The 24,468-nt window shown below is 60.5% G+C and carries 21 protein-coding genes, 6 tRNA genes and 1 pseudogene; 12 read left to right on the plus strand and 16 right to left on the minus strand.

All coding sequences use genetic code 11. The features are described 5' to 3' along the window. Positions 1–17: 17 nt before the first annotated feature. A complete protein-coding gene (locus J5M72_RS12065; RefSeq protein ID WP_207865555.1) occupies positions 18–2,261 on the minus strand; it encodes a DNA internalization-related competence protein ComEC/Rec2 in 2,244 nt (747 codons plus the stop codon). 136 nt (positions 2,262–2,397) lie between these two features. Here J5M72_RS12065 and J5M72_RS12070 point away from each other — a divergent pair, with 136 nt between their 5' ends. Beyond that, positions 2,398–2,916, plus strand: a complete 519-nt coding sequence (locus tag J5M72_RS12070; protein WP_207865556.1) for a DUF2062 domain-containing protein — start codon at positions 2,398–2,400, stop codon at positions 2,914–2,916. 52 nt (positions 2,917–2,968) lie between these two features. On the opposite strand, the gene J5M72_RS12075 is transcribed toward J5M72_RS12070, so the two are convergent. The 4 genes from J5M72_RS12075 to J5M72_RS12090 all read right to left on the minus strand — a co-directional run bounded on the left by J5M72_RS12075 (position 2,969) and on the right by J5M72_RS12090 (position 6,135). Continuing rightward, a complete protein-coding gene (locus tag J5M72_RS12075) occupies positions 2,969–3,748 on the minus strand; it encodes an ABC transporter permease (RefSeq protein ID WP_085710947.1) in 780 nt (259 codons plus the stop codon). After that, positions 3,745–4,677: an ABC transporter ATP-binding protein gene (locus J5M72_RS12080; RefSeq protein WP_169431447.1), complete on the minus strand. Its 933-nt coding sequence runs from the start codon at positions 4,675–4,677 to the stop codon at positions 3,745–3,747. Before J5M72_RS12080 ends, J5M72_RS12075 begins: the two co-directional genes overlap by 4 nt. A 131-nt stretch (positions 4,678–4,808) precedes the next feature. Continuing rightward, positions 4,809–5,432, minus strand: coding sequence for a glutathione S-transferase (locus tag J5M72_RS12085; RefSeq protein WP_169431448.1), 624 nt, complete (start codon positions 5,430–5,432; stop codon positions 4,809–4,811). A gap of 43 nt (positions 5,433–5,475) precedes the next feature. Then, a complete protein-coding gene (locus J5M72_RS12090) occupies positions 5,476–6,135 on the minus strand; it encodes a transglutaminase family protein (RefSeq protein ID WP_169431449.1) in 660 nt (219 codons plus the stop codon). Between the two features lie 247 nt (positions 6,136–6,382). On the opposite strand from J5M72_RS12090, the gene J5M72_RS12095 reads away from it, so the two are divergent. Together J5M72_RS12095 and J5M72_RS12100 are read left to right on the plus strand one after the other, a co-directional pair. Beyond that, positions 6,383–8,830 carry an acyl-CoA dehydrogenase gene (locus J5M72_RS12095; RefSeq protein WP_207865557.1) on the plus strand — a complete coding sequence of 816 codons (2,448 nt, stop codon included), beginning with the start codon at positions 6,383–6,385 and terminating at the stop codon, positions 8,828–8,830. A gap of 74 nt (positions 8,831–8,904) precedes the next feature. Beyond that, complete coding sequence (locus tag J5M72_RS12100) at positions 8,905–9,312, plus strand: PA2817 family protein (protein ID WP_169431451.1); 408 nt, start codon at positions 8,905–8,907, stop codon at positions 9,310–9,312. 57 nt (positions 9,313–9,369) lie between these two features. Here the strand turns inward: J5M72_RS12100 and J5M72_RS12105 are convergent, their stop codons facing one another. Next, the gene (locus tag J5M72_RS12105) at positions 9,370–10,365 is read right to left on the minus strand and encodes a LysR family transcriptional regulator (protein WP_169431452.1); all 996 of its coding nucleotides are present in this window, start codon (positions 10,363–10,365) and stop codon (positions 9,370–9,372) included. A gap of 90 nt (positions 10,366–10,455) precedes the next feature. On the opposite strand from J5M72_RS12105, the gene J5M72_RS12110 reads away from it, so the two are divergent. From J5M72_RS12110 to J5M72_RS12125, 4 genes are all read left to right on the plus strand, one after another. Next, entirely contained in the window at positions 10,456–11,082 is a 627-nt protein-coding gene (locus tag J5M72_RS12110; RefSeq protein ID WP_169431453.1) for an alanyl-tRNA editing protein, read from the plus strand. A gap of 90 nt (positions 11,083–11,172) precedes the next feature. Then, positions 11,173–11,943: a 2OG-Fe(II) oxygenase gene (locus tag J5M72_RS12115; protein ID WP_207865558.1), complete on the plus strand. Its 771-nt coding sequence runs from the start codon at positions 11,173–11,175 to the stop codon at positions 11,941–11,943. A gap of 1 nt (position 11,944) precedes the next feature. Next, positions 11,945–12,583 carry a LysE family translocator gene (locus tag J5M72_RS12120; RefSeq protein ID WP_169431455.1) on the plus strand — a complete coding sequence of 213 codons (639 nt, stop codon included), beginning with the start codon at positions 11,945–11,947 and terminating at the stop codon, positions 12,581–12,583. A gap of 195 nt (positions 12,584–12,778) precedes the next feature. Continuing rightward, complete coding sequence (locus J5M72_RS12125) at positions 12,779–14,518, plus strand: dipeptidase (RefSeq protein ID WP_207865559.1); 1,740 nt, start codon at positions 12,779–12,781, stop codon at positions 14,516–14,518. A gap of 126 nt (positions 14,519–14,644) precedes the next feature. Here the strand turns inward: J5M72_RS12125 and J5M72_RS12130 are convergent. The 6 genes from J5M72_RS12130 to J5M72_RS12155 all read right to left on the minus strand — a co-directional run bounded on the left by J5M72_RS12130 (position 14,645) and on the right by J5M72_RS12155 (position 15,269). Beyond that, positions 14,645–14,720, minus strand: a tRNA-Gly gene (locus J5M72_RS12130). Between the two features lie 2 nt (positions 14,721–14,722). After that, positions 14,723–14,798, minus strand: a tRNA-Glu gene (locus J5M72_RS12135). 58 nt (positions 14,799–14,856) lie between these two features. Then, a tRNA-Gly gene (locus J5M72_RS12140) sits at positions 14,857–14,932 on the minus strand. 3 nt (positions 14,933–14,935) lie between these two features. Next, positions 14,936–15,011 (minus strand) — tRNA-Glu (locus J5M72_RS12145). A 104-nt stretch (positions 15,012–15,115) separates the two neighbouring features. Next, positions 15,116–15,191 (minus strand) — tRNA-Gly (locus J5M72_RS12150). A gap of 2 nt (positions 15,192–15,193) precedes the next feature. Beyond that, positions 15,194–15,269 (minus strand) — tRNA-Glu (locus tag J5M72_RS12155). 387 nt (positions 15,270–15,656) lie between these two features. On the opposite strand from J5M72_RS12155, the gene J5M72_RS12160 reads away from it, so the two are divergent. Continuing rightward, a complete protein-coding gene (locus J5M72_RS12160; RefSeq protein WP_207865560.1) occupies positions 15,657–16,415 on the plus strand; it encodes a hypothetical protein in 759 nt (252 codons plus the stop codon). Between the two features lie 492 nt (positions 16,416–16,907). Here J5M72_RS12160 and J5M72_RS12165 read toward each other — a convergent pair whose 3' ends face one another. From J5M72_RS12165 to J5M72_RS12175, 3 genes are all read right to left on the minus strand, one after another. Then, positions 16,908–18,869 (minus strand): methyl-accepting chemotaxis protein, encoded by a 1,962-nt coding sequence (locus J5M72_RS12165; RefSeq protein WP_169431458.1) that lies wholly within the window; start codon positions 18,867–18,869, stop codon positions 16,908–16,910. A 108-nt stretch (positions 18,870–18,977) separates the two neighbouring features. Then, on the minus strand, positions 18,978–20,378 hold the full coding sequence (locus J5M72_RS12170; protein ID WP_207865561.1) for a PLP-dependent aminotransferase family protein: 1,401 nt from the start codon (positions 20,376–20,378) through the stop codon (positions 18,978–18,980). A gap of 194 nt (positions 20,379–20,572) precedes the next feature. After that, positions 20,573–21,334, minus strand: a complete 762-nt coding sequence (locus J5M72_RS12175; RefSeq protein ID WP_207865562.1) for an SDR family oxidoreductase — start codon at positions 21,332–21,334, stop codon at positions 20,573–20,575. A gap of 94 nt (positions 21,335–21,428) precedes the next feature. Here J5M72_RS12175 and J5M72_RS12180 point away from each other — a divergent pair, with 94 nt between their 5' ends. Together J5M72_RS12180 and J5M72_RS12185 are read left to right on the plus strand one after the other, a co-directional pair. Next, positions 21,429–21,566, plus strand: a complete 138-nt coding sequence (locus J5M72_RS12180) for a hypothetical protein (RefSeq protein ID WP_207865563.1) — start codon at positions 21,429–21,431, stop codon at positions 21,564–21,566. Beyond that, positions 21,563–22,567 (plus strand): NADP-dependent oxidoreductase, encoded by a 1,005-nt coding sequence (locus J5M72_RS12185; RefSeq protein WP_169431460.1) that lies wholly within the window; start codon positions 21,563–21,565, stop codon positions 22,565–22,567. Before J5M72_RS12180 ends, J5M72_RS12185 begins: the two co-directional genes overlap by 4 nt. A 52-nt stretch (positions 22,568–22,619) precedes the next feature. Here J5M72_RS12185 and pyrF read toward each other — a convergent pair whose 3' ends face one another. After that, positions 22,620–23,318, minus strand: coding sequence for an orotidine-5'-phosphate decarboxylase (gene pyrF / locus J5M72_RS12190; RefSeq protein WP_065258867.1), 699 nt, complete (start codon positions 23,316–23,318; stop codon positions 22,620–22,622). 295 nt (positions 23,319–23,613) lie between these two features. Between pyrF and J5M72_RS12195 the strand changes: the two genes are divergently transcribed. Both J5M72_RS12195 and J5M72_RS12200 read left to right on the plus strand, forming a co-directional pair. Then, on the plus strand, positions 23,614–24,363 hold the full coding sequence (locus J5M72_RS12195; protein ID WP_169431461.1) for a response regulator: 750 nt from the start codon (positions 23,614–23,616) through the stop codon (positions 24,361–24,363). Further along, a pseudogene (locus J5M72_RS12200) lies at positions 24,363–24,468 on the plus strand (two-component sensor histidine kinase); the annotation flags it as partial. The gene J5M72_RS12195 and the pseudogene J5M72_RS12200, both read left to right, overlap by 1 nt.

Raw genomic sequence — 24,468 nt, forward strand, 5'->3', positions numbered from 1 at the left:
CCGTGCGCGGCCCGTGCTCAACGGTACTCGGCCCCCGACAGCGGCGGCTCTCGCCAGAACCGGCGCTGCTGATGCATCGACCGGGCTGGCTGGAATCTGCCTAGTTGCAGATGAATGGCACCCTGCTCCGCGCTGTCATGGATGCGCAGGCCCAGCTTGCGGTAACGGGCGATGACCGTCGGATGCGGATGCCCGAACGAGTTGCCGTGCCCCCGGGAGATCAGCACGTCCCGCGGCTGCAAAACCTTGAGCAACGCCATTGATGAGGAACTGCGGCTTCCATGGTGCGGGGCCTGCAGCCATTGAGTCGGAACCGCCAGCACGCTATTGAGCAAGTCCCGTTCGGCAGCGGTGTCGATATCGCCGGTCAGCAGCAACCGCTCGCCGTTGGCTTCGATCTGCAGGACGCAGGAGCGCTGGTTGCTGTCTTGTGCGCCGGCCCACTGCCATAGATGGAAGGCAACGCCGTCCCACTGCCATTGCCGACCGCTTTCACAGGTTTCAGCGCTCAGCGCTTCGGGCAGCCCCGGCGGATCGCCGCTGATCACCCGGCTGACCGGCAAGCCGTTTGCCACGGCCAGTGCCCCACCGGCATGGTCGGCGTCGGCATGACTGAGCAGCATCAGGTCCAGTCGCGCCACACCCAGTTTGTGCAAGGCCGGCAACACTACGCGCTCACCGACGTCGAAATCGCCGAAACGCGGGCCGGTGTCGTACAGCAATGTGTGGTGACGGGTGCGGATCAGAATCGCCAGTCCCTGGCCGACGTCGAGTTGCCAGACATCCGCCACACCTTCGGCCAGTCGCTCCCGGGGCGGCAATGCCAGCACCAGCAGCAACGGCCAGCCCAAGGGACGCAATGGAACACCTCGGGGCAGCAACAACAGCACGGCACCGATGCAGCCCAGAGCCAGGATCCATCCCGGCATCGAGGCTGCAACCCATGCCGGCCAGCGCCCGGCAATCAAGGCCAGAGCCCGGAACAATCCATCGACCAAGCCGCCGGCCAGCCATAACAGACCTTCGCCGATATAGGGAATCGGCAACAACAAAGTGCCAAGCAACGCCGGCGGGAGCACCGCAAAACTGATCCACGGCACCGCCAGCAGATTGGCCAATGGTCCGCTGAGGCTGATCGGCAGGCCCTGGATCAGCAACACCGGGCACAAACCGATTGCGATCAGCCATTGGGCTCGCGTCCAGGTCTGCCACCAGCGCCACGGCCCCAGACGACCGCCGAAGGTAAAAATCAGCACCGCCACCGCCGTGAAGGACAGCCATAATCCTGGACGCAGACTGGCCAGCGGGTCCATCAACAACACCCCGTTGAAGGCCAGCAACAACGGCCACCAGGCACCCAGATGGCGAAATCGCAATCGCCACAGCAACACCAGCGCAACCATCACACAAGCCCGCCGCACCGGCACATCGAATCCGGCCAGCAAGCCGTAACCCAGCGCCGCCGAGAATGCGAGACCACACGCCCACGGCAGCCATGGCCAACGCAATGGCCACAGACCGAATCGCGCCAGCCCGGCGATCAGCCCATACATCACCGCCGCCAGCAGACCGATGTGCTGTCCGGAAATCACCAACAGGTGCACGGTGCCGGTGTCCTGCAGGATCTGCCAGTCCTCGCGACCGAGTCCCGAGCCGTCACCCAGCACCAACGCCGTCAGCGCTGCGCCCCGCCCCTGAGTGTCCACTTCCAGCAGGCGCTGTCGGATGCCGTCCCGCCAGGCCCACTGCGCCGCCGCCAGCCGGCTGCCGTCCTTCACCGTGCCGGTGGCGCCGATGCGTTGCGCCAACAGCCAGGCTTCGTAATCGAAGGCATCGGGATTGAGCAGCCCGCCGGGACGCTTGAGTTTCACGGCCAGCCTCCAGCGCTCGCCACTGTTGACCGGTGGCCCGGCGTACCAGGCCAGGCGCATCAGCGATGGCAGTTTCCCGTGACGCGAACGGGCATCGGCCAGTTCAAACCGCACGACCCCGTCGCCGCTCTGCGGCAGGCCGACCACCCGCCCCTCCACCCAGCGCGTTTCACCATCCAGCTCCAGCGGCAGCCGATCATCCAGCGCCCACTGCGCACCGATGCACGACCAGACGAAGCCGAACAGCAAAAATGCCAGCGGATAGCTGCGAAACGGCAACAGCATCAGTGCCAGCACCGGCAGCAACAGCATCCATCCGACCGGCGGCAACGCCGGCAAAAAAACCGGGGCCAGCAGACCGACTGCCAGCGCCATCATCCCTGTGCGCATATGCCCGTCCTTGAGAGTCCCCTCTTCAGGCATAGCCCCTGTGGAGCGCAGGCGTCGTCAACAATTGTCACAAAGTCTGAATGGGCGGTTCGTAGAATCCAGACATACTTGCCGCCTTAACCGACCGAGAAGCCTTATGCCCCGGCGCTTATTCAAACGTTACATGCCCGACCCGACGAGCATCAGGGAACACAAATCCTTACGCTTTCTCGGCACGTTGCTGCATGACCCGAACCTCTGGCACCTCAACCGACATTCCGTGGCCCGTGCCATGGCCGTTGGCCTGTTCGCCGCGTTCCTGCCGATTCCGGCGCAAATGCTGGTGGCCGCCGTCCTCGCGATCATGGTGCGCGGCAACATGCCGATTGCCGTCAGCCTGGTTTGGCTGACCAATCCGATCACCATGCCGGCGGTGTTCTTCTGTACGTATCAGGCCGGGGCCTGGCTGATGGATGTCCCCGCCCGCACGCTCCCCGACGAGTTGACCTGGGAATGGATCAGCGGCGAACTCTCGACACTGTGGCAACCGTTCCTGCTCGGCTCGGTGGTGGTCGGGCTGGCGCTGGGCGCCCTCGCCTATTGCCTGGTGATGATGTACTGGCGCTGGTGGGTGGCCCGGCAATGGGCGCGACGAAAGAAAAGTCGCCGGTCCTGAATGCAAAACGGCCTCCGTGCAGGAGGCCGTTTTTGTTGCAGCACTGATCGAATCAGGTACGCATGCCGCGCCCGCTCACCAGCAACCGCGCGCAACCGAAATACAGCACCACGGTCGCCACCAGCATGAAGGTGATCGCGATGCCGATGCGGATATCCGACACGCCCAGGATGCCGTAACGGAAGGCGTTGACCATATGCAGCACCGGGTTGGCCAGCGACACGGTCTGCCAGAACGGCGGCAGCAAGGTGATCGAGTAGAACACGCCACCGAGGTAGGTCAGCGGGGTCAGCACAAACGTCGGGATAATCGAAATGTCATCGAAGTTGCGCGCAAACACGGCGTTGATGAAACCCAGCAGCGAGAAGATCGTGGCCGTCAGCACCACCACCAGCACGGTGACACCCAGGTGATGCACCTGCAGGCTGGTGAAAAACAGCGACAGGATCGTCACGATGACGCCCACCATCAGGCCGCGCAGCACGCCGCCGAGGGTGTAGCCGATCAGGATCGTGTGCGGCGATACCGGCGACACCATCAGTTCTTCGATGGAACGCTGGAACTTGCTGCCGAAGAAACTCGACACCACGTTGCCGTAGGAGTTGGTGATCACCGACATCATGATCAGCCCCGGCACGATGTATTCCATGTAGGAGAAACCACCCATGCCGCCGATCTGTTTGCCGATCAGGTTACCGAAGATCACGAAGTACAGAACCATGGTGATCGCCGGCGGCAGCAGGGTCTGCGGCCAGATCCGCGTGAAGCGCCGGACCTCGCGGTAAACGATGGTGTTCAGGGCGACGAGGTTGGGGCGCAGTTCGGAACTCATACCGCCACCTTCGACAGATTTTTCTCCACCAGGGACACGAACAACTCCTCGAGGCGATTGGTTTTATTGCGCAGGCTCAGCACTTCGATGTTCTGCAGGGCCAGTTGGCCGAACAGCGCAGTGATGCCCATGGACTTGTCGACCTGGACTTCCAGGGTATGCGCATCCACCAAACGGGACGGATAACCGACCAGTTGCGGCGCAACCGCCAGATCGTTCTTGAGGTCGAGCAGGAAGGTCTCCACATGCAGTTGCCCGAGCAACTGACGCATGCTGGTGTTCTCGACGATGGTGCCGTGGTCGATGATGCCGATGTTGCGGCACAGTTGTTCAGCCTCTTCCAGATAGTGCGTGGTGAGGATGATGGTGATGCCTTTCTGATTCAGTTCGGTGAGGAACGTCCACATCGAACGGCGCAGCTCGATATCCACCCCGGCCGTCGGTTCGTCGAGGATCAGCAGGCGCGGTTCATGCACCAGTGCCCGGGCAATCATCAAACGGCGTTTCATGCCGCCGGACAACGAACGCGAAGGCACATCGCGCTTGTCCCACAGGCCGAGCTGGGTCAGGTACTGCTCGGCGCGTTCCTTGGCGATTTTCGCCGGAATGCCGTAGTACCCGGCCTGGGTCACGACGATGTCGAAGGTCTTTTCGAACTGGTTGAAGTTGAATTCCTGGGGCACCACGCCGATCGAGCGCTTGAGCGCTGCGGGGTTCTTGTCCAGATCGTGGCCGAAAATATTCACCGTGCCACTGGTCTTGTTCACCAGGGTCGAAAGAATGCCGATGGTCGTGGATTTGCCGGCGCCGTTGGGGCCGAGCAACGCGAAGAAGTCACCTTCGGCGACGTCCAGATCGATACCACTCAAGGCCTGGAACCCGTTGCCGTAGGTTTTGGTTAGCTGCCGGATGGACAGAGCGGAACTCATATCGGATTACGCACCAAGAAAAGAAAAAGGACTGAATGACGGCGGGCGGCGAGGGAGACAACCGCGGCGCACAAGCGCAATGGTGCTTGCCGCCGCCGCACAAGTACAGTCAAGTGTGTCGATAGTAGGTATTAAGTCAACGCGGTCATGACGGCTTTGCGATACGCCGGACGCTGCTTCAGTCGCGCGTACCAGGCCTCCAGATGCGGCATCGGCGCACGCTCGATCGGCATCTCGAACCAGGCATAAATGAAACTGCCGAGGGGAATGTCGCCCATGCCGATTTCACTGCCGGACAGGTACGGCTGGTTTTTCAGGGCCTGATCGGCCATCGCCAGCAAGCCTTCACATTCCTTGATCGCGGCATGAATCGCCGGCCAGTCCTGCTTGTCCGCCGGCGTGCGCAAAACGCCCCAGAACACCGTGCGAAATGGCCCGGCGAAACTGGACGTGGTCCAGTCCATCCATTTGTCAGCGGTGGCGCGGGTCTGTGGATCCGTCGGATACCACGCAGTGTCGGCCGCATGTTTTGCCAGCAGGTAACGCACGATGGCATTCGATTCCCACAACACGAAACCATCGTCCTGAATCACCGGCACCCGCCCGTTCGGGTTCATCGCCCGGTACTCCGGCGTGTCGACCACACCAAACGCGCCACCGGCATCGATGGCCTCGTAGGCCAGCCCGAGCTCTTCGGCAGCCCACAACGGCTTTCTGACATTCGACGAATTCTTGCGACCCCAGATCTTCAGCATGACCGCCTCTTTTCCATTGAGTGGGCGAGCAGCATACGCCGGATCAGCGGCTGCCGACATTACCGCGCATGTCACTGGACAGTGGCGTCTGCTGATCGTTGAACAGGTGCGGATAGCATTTGTGCAGATGTTCGAAAAAAAAGGATTCCGGTACATCGGCGAACTGGCCGTGGTCGACCAGGTACTCCATCAGCAGCGCGCCATCGCTGTTGTACGGATGGAAAACGCTGTCGTTCATACCGTCGAATTCCAGCGGCGCAACGTTGAACATTTCGCAGAGCTTCTGGTTGAACGCGGGTGTGGCTTTCACCCAGCGCTCATTGAGAAACAGTTCGGTATAACCATGCATGGCGAACACTTCGCTTCTCAGCAGTTCAAGCAGACGCGGCGTCGACAGATGATTTTTCACATCCGCCAGACCAATGCGTGCGGGGATCCCGCAATGACGCGCACAACCGGCGAGCAACGTGGCCTTGGGCACGCAATAACTTTCACCCGCCGCCAGCGCGTAGCTGCCGCGCAAGGTCTGCGGGTCGCGGCTGAAGGTGTACATGTTGTAACGCACCGCCTCGCGCACGGCGTAATAAAGACTGATCGCCTGCGCCAGCGGATCGCGACTGGTACCACGGTGCTGTTCTGCGAACTCCACCACCGAGGGGTGGTCACTATCGATGAAGCGGCCGGGACTCAGATATTCGCGCATGACGACATTCTCCTGGGTGAACCCGGAGTCTAGCGAGAGGATCAGCACAGAGATAACGACGTTTCGGCCAAACATGGACGCAAAGCCGCGGAGTCAGCGAACGATTTCCCACGGGTGTTGCCCACCGAAACTACAAAAGCCGTCCAAGGTTTCCCACGAACTCAATCACCTTGCTCTGACCACCCTGATTTGCAGATGCCGTCTAAGCTCTGGAGGGTCGTTCGCCCTGGTTCACGGAGGATTAAATATGCTGTTGTTGTGGATACTGGTTCTGATCGTCGGCGTGGCGTATCTGGCCCACCGACGCATCGCCCCGCTGCCTGCACTGGGCATCGTTGCCGCTTACCTGTTGGCGATGGGGATTTTCAGCCACGCACCGGGCTGGTTGCTGCTGATCTTCTGGGTCGTGCTGGCCCTGGTGGCCGCCCCGCTGCTGTTGCCTGACCTGCGCCGCAAACACTTCACCGCGCCGCTGTTCAGCTGGTTCCAGAAAACCCTGCCACCGATGTCGCAGACCGAACGCGACGCGATCGACGCCGGCACGGTGTGGTGGGACGGCGAACTGTTCAGTGGCCGTCCGGACTGGGACAAGCTGCTGTCCTATCCCAAGGCGCAGTTGAGCGACGAGGAACAGGCGTTCATCGACGGCCCGACCGAAGAGCTCTGCGCGATGGTTACCGACTGGCAGATCGGCCAATCGATGGACCTTCCACCCGAAGCGTGGACCCACATCAAGGAACACGGTTTCTTCGCCCTGATCATTCCCAAGGAATTCGGCGGCAAGGGATTCTCTGCCTACGCCCACTCCCAGGTGGCGATGAAACTGGCGACCCGCAGCGGCGACCTCGCCTCCACCGTGATGGTGCCCAACTCCCTCGGCCCGGCCGAACTGCTGCTGCATTACGGCACCGACGAACAACGTAATCATTACCTGCCGCGACTGGCCCGGGGCGAAGATATTCCGTGCTTCGCGCTGACCGGTCCGCTCGCCGGCTCCGATGCCGGCGCCATGCCTGACACCGGGATCATCTGCAAAGGCCAGTGGGAAGGCCAGGAAACCCTCGGCCTGCGCCTGAACTGGGAAAAACGCTACATCACCCTCGGCCCGGTCGCGACCTTGCTTGGCCTCGCCTTCAAGGCCTATGACCCGGATCACTTGCTTGGCGACAAGGAAGACCTGGGCATCAGCCTGGCATTGATTCCGACCGATACTCCCGGCGTGGAAATCGGTCGTCGCCACTTGCCGCTGGGTGCGGCGTTCATGAACGGCCCGAACTCCGGCAAGGACGTGTTCATCCCGCTGGATTTCCTCATCGGCGGCCAGGACATGCTCGGCAAAGGCTGGATGATGCTGATGAACTGCCTGTCGGTCGGGCGCTCGATTTCCTTGCCGGCAGTGGGCACCGGAGCGGCCAAGTTCACCAGTCTGGTGACCGGGCAGTACGCGCAGATTCGTGAGCAATTCAACGTTCCACTGTCCGCGTTCGAAGGCATTCAGGAAGCCATGGCGCGCATCGGTGGCAACGCCTGGATGATGGACGCCGCACGGATGCTGACCGCCAACGCAGTGGATCTGGGCGAGAAGCCTTCGGTGCTGTCGGCAATCCTCAAGTACCACCTCACCGAACGCGGTCGCGAGTGCATCAGCCACGCCATGGATGTGCACGGTGGCAAGGCGATCATCATGGGCCCGAACAACTACCTGGGTCGCAGCTGGAACGGCGCACCGATCTTCATCACGGTGGAGGGCGCGAACATTCTTTCGCGCAACCTGATGATCTTCGGCCAGGGCGCGATCCGCTGCCATCCGTTCGTGCTCAAGGAAATGGCCCTCGCCGGGCGTGAAGACAAGGATCAGGCACTCAAGGAGTTCGATGGCCTGCTGCTCAAGCACATAGGATTTGCCGTGAGCAACGCTGCCAGCACGCTGGTATTGAACCTTGGTTTCGGCCACTTCGAACACGCACCGGGAGACAAGCTCAGCCAGGGATATTTCCGCGCGCTCAACCGTCAGGCTGCCGCGTTTGCCATGCTCGCCGACCTGAGCATGATGCTGCTGGGCGGCGAGCTGAAACGCCGCGAACGGCTGTCGGCCCGTCTGGGCGATGTGCTGAGCAACCTGTATCTCGCCTCCGCAGCGCTCAAGCGTTATCACGACCTTGATTCCCCGGCGTACATGGAACCGCTGTTCACCTGGGCCATGGAAGAAAGCCTCGGCCAGTCGGAAAAGGCACTCGATGAACTGCTGACCAACTTCCCGAACCGGGTCTTCGGTTGCCTGTTGCGGGTGATCGTGTTCCCGTTCGGTCGCCGCCACAAAGGCCCGTCAGACAGACTCGGTGCCGAAGTGGCCGCCGTCATCGGTCGGGCCAAGGGCGATCCGGCGCTGGAAGAACTGCTTGCCGGCTGCTATCGCCCACAATCGGCGGATGACGCAGTCGGTGCTCTGCAACATGCCTGCGATCAGTTGAACGCTGCGCAACCGCTGCACAAAAAGCTGCATACGTCGCTCAAAAGTGGCCAGGTCAAACCGGTCGCCGGCGAACACGCCATCGATGCGGCACTGGAAGCCGGCGTGCTGCAAGCCGTGGAAGCCCAGACCCTGCGTGATGCCGAAGCGGCGCGGCGCAAGGTGATCGATGTCGATGACTTTGACAAAGAGGAACTGAAACCGGCGCTGGGGAAAGTCCGCTGATCCCTTCAATCAGTGAAAAACGGGCGCAGGGGCTTTATACTCCCGCGCCCGTTTTGCTCTTGAGGACTTATCTCGTGTCCAATGTCGTTGCCGATCATCTGGTTTTGCTCGACCACCTGCGCAGTATCCTGGTCGCCGTAGGTGAGGCCGATCAGGTTCCCGAAGAAAGCCATGCCCTGTTCCTGGAGCGTTTCGACGAACTGCTGGCGTCACTGCCGATCGAGCCGATCGAAAGCCAATACCTGGGCCAGGACATCCTGACTCAAGTGATTACCCGCTATCCGCAAATTGCCCACCTGATCCCGCGGGATCTGTTGTGGTTCTTCGCCGGCGACTGCCTGCACTACCTGTCCGACGAAGAAATCGACCTGTATCAGACGCTGGAAGAGCGCCGTTACGAAGCCGAACAGAACGACGAACCGTTCGACTGGAACCAGGAAAAACAGCTGCTGGCGATGTCCGCCCAGGACAGCAAGCACTGATTTTCGCCCGATAAAAAAAGGCCCGCATGGTGATCCATGCGGGCCTTTTTCATGTAGTCAAAGCAGCCCTTCACTTTCAGGCAGTTCGTACTCGGCCAAGGCTTTTGAAACGGTGGATTTTCCCGGTTTGCTCAATGTCGGCTCTTTCTCCAGACACTCCACCAGATAATCGATGAACACCCGCAGCTTCGGTGGCAGATAGCGTGTCGGCGAGTGCAGCAACCATAACCCACCGTGATAAGACGCCAGGAATGTCCAGTCCGGCAGGACTTGCACGACCAGCCCCTGCTCCAGGGCATAACGAGCCGTGAAATACGGCAGGCTGCCGATACCGATGTGCTGCAGAACAGCCCCCAGGCGCACGCCGGTGTGATTGGCGGCATACCGGCCACGCACGCCGACCGTCACGGCTTTGCTGCCCTTCTTGAATTTCCAGCGCGCATCGCTCGGGGTTTCGCCCAGATAGATGCAGCTGTGATTGAGCAAGTCATGGGGATGAGTCGGTGTGCCATGTTCGGCCAGGTATTGCGGGGTCGCGCAGAGCAAATGGTCGATGGTCAGCAACTGTCGCCCGACCAGCCCTGCCGGCGGCCGCTCCGTAATCCGAATCGCCAGATCGACATGATCGTCGATCAGGTCCACTTGTCGGTCTTCCAGCAGCAATTCCACATCGACCTTTGGATAGCGACGAAGAAACTCCGGCATGTGCGGATGAATCACGAAGCGCCCGACCGCTTTCGGCACGCTGACCCGCACCAGTCCCTCGGCTTCGTGGGTGAACTGACCGCTGATTTCCATCACTGACCGGGCCGCGCTGACCATTTCCTGACAGCGCTTGAACACTTCTTCTCCGCCATCGCTCAAGCGCAATTTGCGTGTGGTGCGTTGCAGCAACCGTGTGGCCAATGCCTTCTCCAGCCGGGAAATGCTGCGACTGACCGCCGAGGGCGACGAGCCCAATTGGCGAGCGGCTTCAGAGAAGCTGCCGGTCTCCACGACCTTGACGAAAATCGCCATTTCACCGAGCAACGGCAGAGGGAGATTTATGCTCACAGCGCAACAGTCCTTTGATGTTTAAACGGATTATCACGTTATTGCACGATTCATATAATTAAAAAAGAAACTTTAATAAGGGCATGGAATATGACGCTCCGCCTCTTTTTCCATAGTGATGACCTCAAGGCCAATGTGGAAGTCCTCGACTGCACGCCCCACGAGAACGAATTCGCCGTGGTGCTGCGCGCCACGTTGTTTCATCCGCAAGGGGGCGGGCAGCCTTGCGATACCGGCTGGATTGGCGATGCACAAGTCCTGCGAGTCGTACAGGAACCGGACCGGATCATTCACTTCGTCGACCAGCCGGTGCCACTGGGCATGACCCAGATCCGCATCGATGAAGAGCGTCGTCGCTTCAACACCCGTATGCATTCCGCCGGTCATCTGATCGGCCATTTCGTTCAAGCCATGGGCTGGATGCCGATCAAAGGGCACCATTGGCCTGACGAAGGGCGTGTGCAATTCAAGCCCGGGGATTCGGCTCAGGAAGTCGACGCGCAAACCGTCCAATACGGCATCGGGCAATGGATCGAACACGATCTGCCACGCCTGACGTCCCTGCGCGAAGGCGCGCGGGAAATCGGCTTCGGTGAACTGCCAGCCTATGGTTGCGGTGGCACCCATGTACGCAGCCTGAAGGATCTGGGCACAGTCACGATCGCGTCCCTTTCGCAGAAGAAGGGCACGTTGTCCGTCCACTACAACGTGGATTGAGGATTTCGGGCGCTGCCAGATGCAGCGTCCGACGCCGGGGGAACCGCGCTCGCCGGTTCCGTTGACTACTCGTTAGATGGACCTGAAACCATGATGCTTGACGTCGAGCGTCTCGATGAGACGTGCATAAAAAAACTGGCCAACGAAGAAGTCCTCGCCATCCGCGTCAAAGGCTTTTTGCCTGAAGACCAGGCGATCCGGATTGGCGACAAGATCCTCGCCCCCGGCTTCGAAGGGTATATCAACGCACCCAGCATCGGCCGCATCGGCATGGCGTTCTACGAGGCGGAAAACCAGCCGTTGCTGATCGAGGACTACTTCGAGCGCGCCACCAGCAACATTGCCGAACTGCGCAACCGCTGCGCACCCTACTCCTCGCCGATCGACACCCTGCGCTGCATGCTCGACGAATCCTGGCCGGCGGGCGCCCATCTGGAAAACCTGTACGGGCGCAAGATGTATGTCGGCCTGTCACGGGTGGTCAAACCTGGCGTCTGCTTCCTCGCCCACCACGACATCTTCGCCAAGGATGCGCCGGAGAGTTTCCAGGCCCGTAGCCTGGAGGCGCAATTCGCCTGCAACGTCTACCTGAACATGCCGACCGAGGGTGGCGCGTTGCAGATGTGGGAAGACGACATTTCACCGGACCGCTTCGACGAAATGCGCGGCGACAGCTATGGCATCGACCCGGTGCTGCTTGGCCCGCCAGCCCTCGAAGTACGCCCGGAACCGGGGGATTTCATCATGTTCAATTCGCGTCGCATGCACTCGGTAACACCGGGTGTGGCAGACCCGCGCTTGAGCCTTTCTTTTTTTGTCGGCTATCGCGGCAATGCATCACCCCTGACTTTCTGGAGCTGAAATGACATCGAATTATCTGGGCGAATTTCTGGCACTGGCTACCATTCACTTTCTGGCCGTGGTCGCTCCCGGCCCGGACTTCGCCGTGACCATCCGCCAGAGTGTGCGTTTCGGTCGACTGGTCGGCATCTGCACGGCACTGGGCATCGGCGCAGGGATTTCCGTGCACGTGCTGTACACCCTGCTGGGTGTCGGTGCCTTGATGCACACCACGCCCTGGCTGCTGACGGTGGCCAAGGTCGTGGGCGGTGCCTACATTTTTTACCTCGGCATCAGCCTGATCCGCAGCAAACCCAAGACAACACTCGAAGGCGAAAAGACAACCGATGAACCGCTGGTCGAGCAATCGCTGTTCAAGGCGTTCTCCACCGGTTTCCTGACCAACGCCACCAACCCCAAGGCCACACTGTTTTTCCTGGCGATCTTCACCACGATCATCAGCGCCAGCACACCGTTGGAGATCCAGGCCCTGTACGGATTGTGGATGTGCGGCGTGAACGCGTTGTGGTTTGTGATCGTCGCGCTGTTCTTTTCAAGCAGCAAAGTGCGGGTGCTGTTCATGCGCATGGGGCATTGGTTCGAGCGCAGCATGGGGGTGATCCTGATCCTGTTCGCCGGGCGACTGGTGTTGTCGATGTAAATACGCAGCTCGAAGAAGCCCGGCCCAGACAGATTGGACGGGCTTTTACGATTCTGCGCCGCTTTTGCATTTCTGTGCGACGCGTCCCACTTCGGGGGCTCCCCTATCACTTGCTTGTGGTGTTAGTTTGCGAAACCGTCTGACACATCGATCAGATACTTCCTACTCACCACCTGCAAAGGAATGCCCTTAGCAATGGACTTTTCGCTCAAGCAACTGGCAGCATCGACCCTGATTCTGGCCAGCCTTTCGTGCGTGACACTGCCCGCACACGCCAACATCACACCGCAGCAAAGCGCGACCATCCTCAAGACATTCAGTGATACCAAGGTCAGCGATTTCCGCCACTTCCTCGGCGAATTGGCCAAGAGCGATCTGAGCAAGACCGACGACCTGCGCCCCTCCATCAGCGCCTTTCTCGACAACAAGCCCCTGACCGCCGAACAGCAAAACGAAATCTATCGCCTGCTCGGCCTCTACACTCGAGCGAAATACGGCAAGGCCGCTCTGGAAACCCTGCGCGAACTGGTGGAGATCCCGACGGATCGCAAAGAGGGTGTTGCCCAGCACGAAAATCCCGAATTCATCAAGATCGCCGCCAAGATCAAAAGCCTCGCCGAGTCTTTCGGCCTGAACTACCGCAACATCGACAACCGCGTCTACGAAATCTCCCTCGACGGCAGCGGCAAAGAAGTCGTGGGCATTCACGCGCACGCCGACGTTGTACCGGTGACACCGGAAAACTGGGTGCTGAAGGACGGCACCAAGCTCGACCCGTTCAAGGTCACGCTGATCGGCGACCGCATGTACGGCCGCGGCACCGAGGACGATAAAAACGGCATCGTCGTGACGCTGTATGCCATGAAGGTGATCAAGGAAGAGAAGCTGCCACTGGCGCGCAATTTCAAACTGCTGGTAGACACCACCGAAGAAACCACCGGCGACGCGATTCCTTACTACTTCGAGCGCAACCCGACGCCTGAGTACAACCTTGCACTGGATGGCGGCTACCCGGTGGTGATTGCCGAAAAAGGTTACGGCACGGTCATGGCCAAGTTCGCCAAACGCAAGGCCGAGGGCAAAGGCGCGGAAATCATCTCGATGACTGGCGGTATGGCGACCAACCAGATTCCATCGGTTTCGCTCATCACCCTGGTGACAGACAAACCTGCCGAACTGGCCGCCAGCTTGCAAAAGGCTGGCACTGAATACGCCAAACAACATGGCGGCGATTTCGAAGTGAATGCCAAGGTCGATGGCAAAGACGTGAAACTCAGCGTAACCGGCGTTTCTGCGCACTCCTCCGAGCCTGAATCCGGTGTCAACCCGGTCGCCCGCATGCTGGACTTCATCCACAGCGTGGATGGCAAAATCGCGTTCAAACACAACCACATCACCGATGCTGCCCGTTACGCCGCCGACAACTGGGGTCTGGACTACAAGGGTAGCAAGCTGGGCGTCGGTTTCGCCGATGACTTCATGGGCCCGTTGACCACCTCGCTGACATACGTCGGCATGGATGACAAGACCTTCAAACTTGCGGTCAACCTGCGTGTGCCGAAGGGCAAGTCGCCGGAAGTGCTCAAGACCGAAATCGCCGACAAACTGGCGGCCTGGAGCAAGAAAACCCACGTCGCGGTCAACTTCGATTACTCAATCGCCGAGCCGATGTACCGCAACCCTGAAGGCGAGTGGGTCAAGGCGCTGCTGGCCGTGGCCACCGAAAACCTGGGCATGAAACACGAATTCGGTACGTCGGCCGGCGCCACCTCGGTGCATGAACTGCCTAACGGCGTGCAATTCGGTCTGGCGCGACCGGAGGTCAAGTACACCGGCCACACCGATGGCGAGTTCAAGACCGTTGACCAGTTCTTGCTGGACCTGCAGATCGTTACGGAAATGATGGGACGGATCGGGCAACTGCCGAAGCTCTGATCGCGTATCGGGCCCGCAAGATTGGCGGGCCCACAAAAAAAGGACCGCGAGGTCCTTTTCTATTGCCTGACAAAAAACGCACAAACAAAAACGCCGCTCATCACTGAGCGGCGTTTTTGTTGAATATGGAGCGGGAAACGAGACTCGAACTCGCGACCCCGACCTTGGCAAGGTCGTGCTCTACCAACTGAGCTATTCCCGCAATGGCGTCCCCTAGGGGACTCGAACCCCTGTTACCGCCGTGAAAGGGCGGTGTCCTAGGCCACTAGACGAAGGGGACAGGCTACAACTTTCACTAATAAAAACGCCGCTCTTTGCAAAGCGGCGCTTTTTGAATTTGGAGCGGGAAACGAGACTCGAACTCGCGACCCCGACCTTGGCAAGGTCGTGCTCTACCAACTGAGCTATTCCCGCAAATGGCGTCCCCTAGGGGACTCGAACCCCTGTTACCGCCGTGAAAGGGCGGTGTCCTAGGCCACTAGACGAAGGGGACACGCTACCCGGAACACATGGTGTGTGTTTCGGTGTCCAGATCCGCATCCGAAGACTTGGTTCTGGTTTCACTCAGCACCGCCCGAAAGCACTGCCGTTTAAAATTGGAGCGGGAAACGAGACTCGAACTCGCGACCCCGACCTTGGCAAGGTCGTGCTCTACCAACTGAGCTATTCCCGCATTGGCGTCCCCTAGGGGACTCGAACCCCTGTTACCGCCGTGAAAGGGCGGTGTCCTAGGCCACTAGACGAAGGGGACACACTACAACATTCACTCCCTGCCGCGTTTCGCTGTGAGCTTTACGCTGCAAGTGGCGCGCATTCTATGGATGGATTGGAAGGTCGTCAACCCCCTGATATAAATTTATTTAAATCAATGACTTCGAACCGCTTTGCAGGCCGAATCGGACTTTTCCGCTGCCCGACGATTGACGCCTATATTCCGACACTCGCCAAGGCGCTATAGTCCACGGCACAGGTGATGGCAATCTGCACCCCAAGGGCCAGCATTTATATAAGCAGGCTTGCGGCCGATACAGATGAAGCTTCGCTGATCCAACCCGTCGAGCGGCGCTAGGCTCCTATATGCCAAGCCACTACACTCGCACGTGAACCCTATAAAGAGGTCTTACCGGTGACACCACTCATGATCACCCTGCTAGTCATAGCCGGGATTGCAATCTTGATCGCCATTGGCTACATGAACCATGTGGTGGAAAACACCAAACTGGAGAAGGCCCGCACCAAGGTCGAACTCAACGACCGCCTGCGCCGTTGTGGCGAGCTGACCGAAACCTTCCCCGGCCAGTTCATGACCCCGGCCCTCAAGCTTTTGATGACCCGCCTGGAACTGAACGTCTGCCAGCGCCTGCTGAACCTGGAAAAAACCAGCGCTACCGTCAAGGCCCGCATCACCGAACTGAGCGCTCTGGTCGCCCAGGGCGAATCGATCCCGGTCAACAACCCGCCGGCGCCGATCCAGACCGAAGCCAAGGCCAAGGACGTCCGCTTCCTGCTCGAAGCCCTGCACGGCCAGATCACCCGCGCCGCCCAGGACGGTTTCCTGCCACCGAACGAAGCCAAGCACTGGATTCGCGAAGTCCGCCATATCCTGGTGCTGCTGCACATCGAGTTCTTCAACAACCTCGGCCAGCACGCCCTGCAACAAAACCAGCCAGGCCAGGCCCGCCTCGCCTTCGAACGCGGCGTGCAGTACCTGCGCAAACAGCAGGACCCGCAGATCTACGCCGAACAACTGCAATACCTGGAAAAACTGCTGGCCCGCGCCAACGCCCAGGTCATGGACAAGATCGCCCCCGTCGAAGGCGAAGAAAACCAACTGACTGCCGGTCTCAAGGATGTCGAGGCTGATGCGGACTGGAAGAAGAAAGTGATTTACGACTGAGTGCAGATGTTGAGAGAAGCCACCGAGAGGTGGCTTTTTTATTGGCCGCTGGAAAGATCAAAATCAAAAGCGCCCTAACCCTAACCCTAACCCTCTCCCGGAGGGAGAGGGGACTGACCGAGGTGTTTGGGAGAGGTACGCCGACGTGAGATACCGAGTCGAACTCGGTTTTTGAAACGCATGCAACTCGACTCCTGCTTTGGCTTTGGCTTTGGCTTTGGCTTTGGCTTTGGCTTTGGCTTTCACCACTCAACACGATGAGCGTTAGCTCGAGTACCGCTTTTGACGTGCCGGCCCCTTCGGAACGAAGGGACCCCGAGCCTCAGCGAGGGGCCGAACGCCGGGGCCCAGCCTTTTGGTTCCTTTTTGGCGTTTGAAAAAGGGACTCGCCGTAAGGGCGAAACCGCCAGCGGCAGCACCCAAAGAAACGGATATTCACACCAAACAACCAGCAACCTGGTCGGCCCAAAGGCCGCCAAGGTCAAATCCAAATCAAAGCCGAAAGTGCCCCACCATCCCCTTGAGCTCACTCCCCAACTGCGCCAGCTCAACACTCGAAGCCGCATTCCCGCGCATCGCAATCGACGACTGATCCGCACTCGCCCGAATACTGGTCACACTGCGATTGATCTCCTCGGCCACCGAACTCTGCTCCTCGGCCGCCGCCGCAATTTGCTGGTTCATCTGCTGAATCAACGAAACCGCCGCCGCAATACTCCCCAGCGCACTTTCGGTCTGCAGCGCATCGCTCACCGCCAGCTTCACCAGCTCGCCACTGCTCTGGATCTGCTGCACTGACGAATGGGCTGCCGAACGCAAGGCACTGACCAGCCGCTCAATCTCTTCGGTCGATTGCTGCGTACGCCGTGCCAGCGCCCGTACCTCGTCGGCAACCACCGCAAACCCCCTGCCCTGCTCGCCCGCCCGCGCCGCTTCAATCGCAGCGTTGAGTGCCAGCAGATTGGTCTGTTCGGCGACGCTCTTGATCACTTCGAGCACCGTGCCGATGTTCTGGATTTCCGCACTCAGGCTTTCGATGCTCGAGCTGGCCGACGTCGCCGAATCCGCCAACTGCTCGATCCGCGCCATGCTCTGACGCACCACCTGCTGACCGCTCTCGACCTTGCCGTCGGCGGTCTGCGCCGCAAGCGCCGCTTCCTCGGCATTGCGTGCCACGTCGTGGACGGTGGCGGTCATCTGGTTCATGGCCGTGGCGACCTGCTCGGTCTCCTCTTTCTGGCTGCTGACTTCGAGGTTGGTCTGCTCGGTCACAGCCGACAGCGATTGGGCCGAGCTGGCCAACTGCTCAATGCCCGCCTGCAACCCACTGACAATGCGGCTCAGGCCCGCGCCCATCTGCTGCATGGACAGCATCAATTGACCGATTTCGTCACGACGGGTGACTTCCACCGTCGCACTCAAGTCGCCGTCAGCAATCCGCTGAGCGACCCGCATCACGCTGCGCAACGGCGCGACGATCAGCCGGGTGATCAACCAGGCCGCAATCAGCCCGACCAGCAGCGCCAGCGCCGACGAGCCGATGATCAGCACCGAGTTCTTTTTCAACTCGGCCTGCATCGCGACATCTTGGGCGACATACGCCTGATCGACTCGCTCCACCACCTGCGCAGCACGCTGGTGCAATTGTTCGGACACGGTTTTTTCTTGAGCGAGCAGTCCGGTGTACTCGGCGAGCTTGTCATTGAAACCGGCGATGTGGCCTGACACCTCATTGAGGACCGTCAGATAGCCCTCATCCTTGACCGTGGATTTCAACTGTTCGGCTTGCGTCTGGGCCTGGGCGGCCTGTTCGATATTGCCCTTGGCGCTGTCGTCGCCCTTGCGGCTCTGATCCAGGCGCACCCGGGCTTCATTCATGGCCTGGAGCATCAGACGCGAAACCTGGCTGACCTGGCTGGCCTGCTCGATGAACTGCGCCCCATCCTTGCCTTCGCTGTCTTTCAGGGTATAGGCGCCATCATCGGCGAGCCCGGCCTGCAGGACGTCAAGGTTGTTGGCGACGCTGGAAACCGACCAACTGGCCATTTCCAGCGCCAGATCCTTGGCCTGGGTCAGCGAAACAAATTCATCGAACGCCTTGCGGTACGCGCCCAACGACTGCTGGACGTCGTTCATGCCCGATTCATTGCCCGGCGACAAAGCCTTGAGTTGGTCGGCCATGGCGATCAGGCCATCCACACCTTCATGCAGGGCATCGACCGTTTTCGGGTTGCCGTGCAGGGCGTAGTCCCGCTCCAGCAAGCGCACATTGAGCAGACCGCTATTGAGCGAGGACATCTGCTTGAGCCCGCCGAAGCGCTGGCTGATGGTTTGCAGGGACCAGACGCCAATGGCCGCCACCAGCGCGGTCAAAAGCAAAACCAGCACAAACCCGATACCCAGTTTTTTCGCCATACCGAGGTTGGCAAAACGTCCTTGCACGGCCGAAATCATTGCGCGTAGTCCTCTGCCAAAGTCTGTTGCCGAAGAGTCGCAATGGCCATGAACCAGCACAAGACTCTGGCGTCGGAATAATGGCAAAAAGCTAGGTCCGCGTCGTTTTCAGAACACTTGAGGTCGATCCACGACTGTACTGCGAAAGAACTGCCGTGCCCTCGGATCACAGGCATAGGCGATATTGATCCGCTGCCAGTCGCAGGCTTCGCCGCCGGGCCTGAACGATGCTCCGCAGGACAATTGCACGCCAAAGTGCAAGGCCTGCCTGCGCAAGTGCTCTTCATTTGCCAACGGCGAACGGGCCCAGATGAACAGGCCGCCCGTCGGCTTGCCGAACACTTCCCAATCGGCATCCTCCAGCGCCTGAAGGGCTGCGGCACGATCGGTATTGAGCCGCTGACGCTGGCGCTGCACCAGCTTGCGATAGGCGCCACCGGCCAGCAGCGTTGCCAGTACTGCCTCGCTGAACCTCGAGGTGCCCATGCAACTGATCATCTTGACCCGTGCCAGTTGCTCGATCACCTCGAAACCGGCCAGCACGAAGCCTACCCGTAACGAGCTGCTGAGTGTCTTGGAAAAACTGCCGACATAGATCACCCGCCCTTCATCGTCCAGCGCAGCCAGTCGCGTGCCGCTGCCATTGTGCAGATCGGCAAAGACGTCATCTTCGATCAGCCGCAGGTCGTAGGTTTTGCTCAATTGCAGAATGCGACGCGCGACCGCCGGCGTCAGACAACTTCCGGTGGGATTGTGGTGATGACTGTTGATGAACATCGCCGCCGGCCGGAACTGCCGCAGCAGAATCTCGAGCGCTTCGATGTCCGGCCCGCCGGGTGTGCGGCTGACCTCCAGCATGCGCACGCCGTGCAGCCGCAGGAGATCGAACAGCGGTGCGTAACCCGGTGTCTCGACCACCACACAATCGCCGGCCCGAAACAGGGTCCGCACGATCAGGTCCAGCGCATGGCTGGCACCGGTCGTGGTCAGCACGCGATCGTCATCAGCCTTGATTTCCAGCAACCCGAGGCGTTTGACGATTTGTTCGCGCAACGCGGGCAGCCCCAGGGGCGTGTTGTAGTTGAACAGACTGAACATGTCGGCGCGCGCCACCTGACGGATCGCGTAGCTGAGATCGTCAGGTTCTCGCCAGCTCTGCGGCAAGACACCATCACCCAGTTTCAGGCCTGCACGCCATTGCGGATCCGTATCACAGCCGCGGTGTTCGCCCGCGAAAGCCGGACTGTCAAAGGCCTTGCAACACACTGGCAACGCGCTTGCGACCATGAAACCGGCACCCTGCCGTGAGGCGAGAACGCCCTGCGCTACCAGACGCTCGCAGGCTTCCACGACATTCGACTGGCTGAGCAGATTCGATCGCGCGATTTGCCGTACTGAAGGCAGGCGCGTCGTCGGCGGTACCTGACCCCGCACGATCCACTCGGTCAATCCATCAACAATCTGCTGTACGACCGGCACCATTGCCTGTCGGTCAATTCTCAATTCCATGAGTGGCCAAACTCCTGTCCGTTTTACTCGCGGCAGTAAATCACAGCCGCGTCGGTCAGGCTGTGCGACAACGCCGTCAAAAGCCACCGTTCTAACCATTTGAAACACAATGTTTATCAATCACATGGAGCCGAGCGCAGGCGAAAAAAACCCGCGAGCGGGCGGGTCTTTTTCCTGCAACAACGGATGCCTTTTCAGAACGCGGTCACACCCCCGTCCACGGCCAGTGAATGGCCGGTGGTGAACGCTGCACCATCGCTACACAGGTATAGCACGGCACTGGCGATTTCCTCGACCTTGCCGATACGGCCGACGGGGTGCATGGCGTTGGCGAATTCGCCTTTCTTCGGGTCGGCCTCATAGGCGCGACGGAACATGTCGGTATCGATCACCGCCGGGCATACGGCGTTGACGCGGATTTTCTTCTTGGCGTATTCAATGGCGGCAGACTTGGTGAGACCGATCACCGCATGCTTGGAGGCGGCGTAGATGCTCATCTTCGGCGCAGCGCCCAGTCCGGCCACCGACGCGGTGTTGACGATCGCCCCGCCCCCCTGAGCCAGCAGCAACGGCAGCTGATACTTCATGCACAACCAGACGCCCTTGACGTTGACGCCCATGATCGCGTCGAACTCGTCCATCGAGCCTTCGGCCAGTTTGCCTTTCTCGATTTCGATGCCGGCGTTGTTGAAGGCATAGTCGAGACGGCCGTAGGTCTTGATCACCTCGTCCATCAGATTTTTCACTTCGCTCTCGACGGTCACGTTGCAGCGCACGAAGGTCGCTTCCCCTCCGGCTGCACGAATCAGCGCCACGGTGCCCTCGCCCCCGGCCGCATCCAGATCGGCCACCACCACTTTCAGACCTTCGGCAGCGAATGCCTGGGCCGTCGCGCGGCCGATGCCGTTGGCCGCGCCGGTGACGACGGCTACCTGACCGGAAAACGTCATGCTCATTGTTATGTCCTCGAATGCGGGGGAATTGATGAAGGCAGCATAGCCACAGGGGGCTGAGTGACGTCAGCACTATCAAAAGGCCGGTTAGCCTTTCATGAATCGCAGTGATGAAACCCCGCCGGGGACTATCACCGTACTGGATCAACCTGCATTCGCCTCGCGAGCCAACCTTGCGGCATCGCCCATGAAGGTCTATCAACAAGGCTTCATTCAATTCGAGTGCCTGTCATGACCAACCAGACCAATCGCCAGTTCCTGCTCGCCAAACGCCCGGTGGGCGCCGCCACCCGCGAGACCTTCACCTATCAGGAAGTACCGGTCGGCGAACCGGCGGCGGGGCAGATTCTGGTCAAGAACGAATACCTGTCCCTCGACCCGGCCATGCGCGGCTGGATGAACGAAGGCAAATCCTACATCCCGCCGGTGGGTCTGGGCGAAGTCATGCGCGCGCTGGGCGTAGGCAAAGTCATCGCGTCGAACAACCCGGGGTTCGCGGTCGGGGACTACGTCAACGGTGCCCTGGGCGTGCAGGATTATTTCCTCGGTGAGCCGAGAGGTTTCTACAAGGTCGATCCGAAACTGGCACCGCTGCCGGTTTATCTGTCCGCACTGGGCATGACCGGCATGACCGCCTACTTCGCCCTGCTCGATGTCGGCGCACCGAAGGCCGGCGACACCGTGGTGTTGTCCGGCGCTGCGGGCGCGGTCGGCAGCATTGCCGGGCAGATTGCCAAGATCAAAGGTTGCCGGGTGATCGGCATCGCCGGCGGCGCAGACAAGTGCAAGTTCCTGATCGATGAACTGGGTTTTGACGGCGCCATCGACTACAAGAGCGAAGACGTACTCGCCGGACTCAAGCGCGAATGCCCGAAAGGCGTGGACGTGTATTTCGACAACGTCGGCGGCGACATCCTCGACGCCGTACTCAGCCGTATCAACCTGAAAGCACGCGTGGTGATCTGCGGCGCGATCAGCCAGTACAACAACAAGGAAGCGGTCAAAGGCCCGGCCAACTACCTGTCGCTGCTGGTCAACCGCGCGCGGATGGAAGGTTTCGTGGTGATGGATTACGCCGCGCAGTACGCCAGCGCCGCCCAGGAAATGGCCGGCTGGATGGCCAAGGGTCAACTCAAGAGCAAGGAAGACATCGTCGAAGGCCTGGAAACGTTCCCGGAGACGCTGGGCAAACTGTTCAGCGGAGAGAACTTCGGCAAGCTGGTATTGAAAGTCTGAAAACAAGGAAGGGAGCCATCGGGCTCCCTTCCTTGATGCTTCAGCTGTTCGCTCAGGCCAGTTCGGCAACCACCGAGGCCAGCGCCTTGGCCGGATCCGCTGCCTGGCTGATCGGACGGCCGATCACCAGATAGTCGGAACCGGCATCCAGCGCCTGACGCGGGGTCAGGATGCGACGCTGGTCGTCCTGGGCGCTGCCGGCCGGACGAATCCCCGGGGTCACCAGTTGCAGCGACGGGTGCGCGGTTTTCAGCGCGGTGGCTTCCAGCGCCGAGCACACCAAACCGTCCATCCCGGCCTTCTCGGCCAGTGCCGCCAGACGCAGCACCTGCTCCTGCGGCTCGATGTCCAGACCGATACCCGCCAGATCCTCACGCTCCATGCTGGTCAGCACGGTCACGCCGATCAGCAGGGGTTGCGGGCCGCTGCGCTTGTCCAGCTCTTCACGGCAGGCCGCCATCATGCGCAGGCCGCCGGAGCAGTGAACGTTGACCATCCACACCCCCATCTCGGCAGCGGCCTTGACCGCCATCGCGGTAGTGTTGGGAATGTCGTGGAATTTCAGGTCGAGAAACACTTCAAAACCCTTGTCACGCAGGGTGCCGACGATTTCCGAGGCACAGCTGGTGAACAGTTCCTTGCCCACTTTGACCCGGCACAGTTTCGGGTCCAACTGGTCGGCCAGCTTCAGTGCGGCGTCACGGGTGGGGAAATCCAGGGCGACGATGATAGGAGTCTGGCAGGCGGACATGGATGGGCTCTCAGGCAAGTCGAAATCGGCGCGCATTGTAGCGGAACCGGCGGCGGCGCGGCACCCGATGATCGGTAAATCGTCGCGCCGGACGTGATCAGCATAGCCTTGCCGGGTATTGTGTCGAAGCCGATACACAACCGACACGCCGACAACATGCGTCCGCGCTAGCCTCGCCAGCCGCAACATGTCCTTACAGCAGCCCTTCCCGCCTCACGGCCGGACGCCTATGCTGAAACCACAACCTCGCAGCCTATCTTTGTGGTTGGCGGCCTACTGGCAGATGAACAGCCTCATGCACAATTCCCAAGCCTCCGTGAATGAAGAGCAGAAAGACGACAAGCGCTGGAGCATCCGGGCCCTGATCGTCGACGATGACGTGCCGATCCGCGAACTGATGATCGACTACCTGGCGCGTTTCAACATTCACGCCAGCGGCGTCACCGACGGCGCAGCCATGCGCCAGGCGATGCAGGCCGAACATTTCGACGTGGTGGTACTCGACCTGATGCTGCCCGGCGAAGACGGCCTGTCGCTGTGCCGCTGGCTGCGCGCAGAGTCTGACATCCCGATCCTGATGCTCACTGCGCGCTGCGAACCGACCGACCGCATCATCGGCCTGGAACTCGGCGCCGATGACTATATGGCCAAACCGTTCGAACCCCGCGAGCTGGTGGCGCGGATCCAGACGATCCTGCGTCGGGTGCGCGACGACCGCACCGAACAGCGTGCGAACATTCGCTTCGACAACTGGCGCCTGAACAGCGTCCTGCGCCAGTTGATCGCCGACGATGGTCTGGTGGTGCCGCTGTCCAACGCCGAATTCCGCCTGCTCTGGGTGTTCATCGAACGTCCGCGCCGGGTGCTCAGCCGCGAACAACTGCTGGACGCCGCCCGTGGCCGTTCGATCGAAGCCTTCGACCGCAGCATCGACCTGCTGGTCTCGCGCCTGCGGCAAAAACTCGGCGACGACCCGAAAGCCCCCCAACTGATCAAGACCGTACGCGGTGAAGGTTACCTGTTCGACGCACGGGACATCGGCTGATGCGGGCGCGCTTCGACACGCTGTTCGGCCGCCTGTTTGGCGTGCTGTTCGTGGCGATCGTCCTGGCGCACCTGTTGGCCTTCGCCTGGTTCCACCATTACGGCC

Source organism: Pseudomonas sp. 58(2021) (assembly GCF_017491585.1).
GTDB classification, from domain to species: Bacteria; Pseudomonadota; Gammaproteobacteria; order Pseudomonadales; family Pseudomonadaceae; genus Aquipseudomonas; species Aquipseudomonas fluorescens_BT.